This window comes from Methylobacterium sp. 13MFTsu3.1M2 (genome assembly GCF_900112625.1).
Classification (GTDB): domain Bacteria; phylum Pseudomonadota; class Alphaproteobacteria; order Rhizobiales; family Beijerinckiaceae; genus Methylobacterium.
The window spans coordinates 1-2,360 of record NZ_FOMM01000066.1; the positions used below are offsets into that span (position 1 = coordinate 1).

The window sequence follows — 2,360 nt, forward strand, 5'->3', positions numbered from 1 at the left end:
GGTCAAGTCCAGACACAAAACGATCCTCTTGTGCGGATCGTCAAACTGCCCGGTCAGGTCGCCCTACAGAAGATGGGGTCGGAACATCGCTTACGTCGGGTCGGGCCTTGCGCATGCAGAGACAGGCGCACCCAACGCGGCAGGCACGGCAACCACGACAACCCGCCAAACCGCTGACACCGGGGCTGGAACCTCCGACGGAAGCGTACCGGCCTCCTCCGTGGGTGGGGGTATCATCGGCAGCGAGGCCGTACACGGCACGGGCGCTCACGAGGCGAAAGGCCTGTCACCTGAGTCGTCACGCCCCCCGTCCGGGGAGAAGTGACGGACGTCTGCTCAGGCGGATGTCGGCACGCGCGTGCCGCGGGAGTTGAGCGTGCCGATGCTTTCGGCCAGCGTTTCGGCTGCGGCCCGGATTGCCTCGGCGGCATCAGGCTCACCCCTGCTCGCTAAGCTTCGCCGGCAGCGGCTCAGCTCCTCTTCGAGATCTCGTGTCAGCACGTGGTCTCCGAGGCTCGATAGCAGCCGCTGCACCGTGTCGGTCAACGCCGGCAGCTGTGCGGCCGGCACGTCATCGATTAACGTCGCGAGGGTCCGCCAGACTTCGGCGGCCAGCGTGTTCTGCATGCTCTCGGAAGCGACGACGCCGATCGCCGCGATAGCCAGGATCGCATCATCCACCCCCCGATCGGCATAGACGATCCGGGACGCGCTGTTTTCCGGGATCGCATCGGCGCTACTCCAGCGCGCGATGATGTCCCGCAGGCAATGGCACACCAGGATCGCCGGTTGCGGGTTTTGCTTCGATGTCGAGGCGGTCGTCCAGGCAATCGAGTAAAGCTGCTCGATCCCGAAGCCGGCATCGCTGTCGATCGTCCGGCGGGGTTCGATCTTGATAGCGGCAGTGATCGACCGATCGAGTGCCAGCAGCGCGTCGCCCAGCAGGGATCGGGCAGCGTGAATGCAAAAAAGCGGGTCGCGGAAGGCGAGGTTGGTGCCGACGCGGGCGATGATCTCGATCTCGGCGTCATGCTCCGCTGCGGACCGCTCGATCGTCGCGAGGTCGATACCGCACACCACGCCGTAAGCGTCCGTTCGGACGGTCTGCGACCACGACAGACCGGCGCGCGGTGTACGCCGGGTGCCCGCGATCATGCCCCCGTCCACGGCGCGGGCCTTGATCGTATGATCGTGGATCGCGGTGATGACGGAATGCGGCCGCATTTGATCGATGGTGCTGTAGATCAGGATCACCACCATGCACAGCGCCGCGCCCGTCATCAGGAGCGACAGTAGTGCCCCGATGATCGGTTTATGGTCGGGATTGGCGCTGCCAAGCGTCAACAGCACGAAGACGCTGAGACCTACGAAGAAGCCGAAACTCAGCTTGTTCGAGCGTCGCTGGATGAATTGGTCGTAGACGTGCGTGGAGAGGGTCGAGGCGGTTTGCTGTACGGCAATCAGCAGGAGGGAAAACGTGATCGACGTGACCGTGATCATACCCGACGCGACGGTACCGAGCAGGCTTGCGATTGCGCCCGTGTCCCCAAGCAGATGGGCGAGCCAGGGGAGCGGTGTAGGGCCAGGGCGACCCCACAGCGCGTCATCGAGCAGATAGCTCAGCGCGAACAGGCTCAGGAACGCCGCAACGACGATCAGTGGAAGGCCGATGAACTCCCGTAAAGACCGCCGAATAAGCGCCAGAATTTGGTCGCGGGCCCGATTTACGATTTTCATTCGGTTTTATTGAGCATACTTCTAGATCGTCTCGTTGGGTCGAATTCTGGACTTGGATCGATTTTAGATCAGCGGAAAACCATCATCCGCTGACCGTTGATTGCACAGCTCGTCTGATCGATCAGCGCTTCATGTTCTCGGGCAGATGCTCGATAGGGTCGACTCTTCCGCTGCTTCCGCTCCCCTGGACCGGTCCCCCCTTCATCACATCAGTGGACGAGCTGATGGCGCTCGGCGCAGAGACGCGGCCGGTCGGCTGATTGGCCGGCGCGGTGGAGCTGTCCGCATTGTGTGTCCCGGAAGGCAGGGTTCCTGGAGTTGGCTGATCAATCCTGCTGCCAACCGACTGCGCTTGTGCCGCGAAACCGACACCCGCAAGCGTGAGACCCGCTGCCATACCCAGGAACCGAACTGCCATACCGCCATCCCCCAGGTTTGCAGAAACAACACAGAAACACTGCGCCAACACAAACTCACGAGCTTGGTTCCTCAGGGCGTTAGGCCGTTCGGGCCAATAGCAGTTTGGGTGTAAGCGATGTTCCGACCCCATCTTCTGTAGGGCGACCTGACCGGGCAGTTTGACGATCCGCACAAGAGGATCGTTTTGTGTCTGGACTTGACCG

Annotated in this window: 2 protein-coding genes; both read right to left on the reverse strand. The window is 62.4% G+C overall.

The genetic code is table 11. The annotated features are described in order from the left end of the window. Positions 1-336: 336 nt before the first annotated feature. A complete protein-coding gene (locus tag BM314_RS29860; protein WP_091982180.1) occupies positions 337-1,737 on the reverse strand; it encodes a DUF2254 family protein in 1,401 nt (466 codons plus the stop codon). A 121-nt stretch (positions 1,738-1,858) separates the two neighbouring features. Further along, positions 1,859-2,360 (reverse strand): hypothetical protein (locus tag BM314_RS31195; protein ID WP_244540098.1); only part of this gene is annotated, 502 nt, incomplete at its 5' end.

Excerpts from the sequence above, each read along its gene's own strand:
- BM314_RS29860 (WP_091982180.1), bottom strand. The coding sequence starts at position 1,737 with ATGAAAATCGTAAATCGGGCCCGCGACCAAATTCTGGCGCTTATTCGG.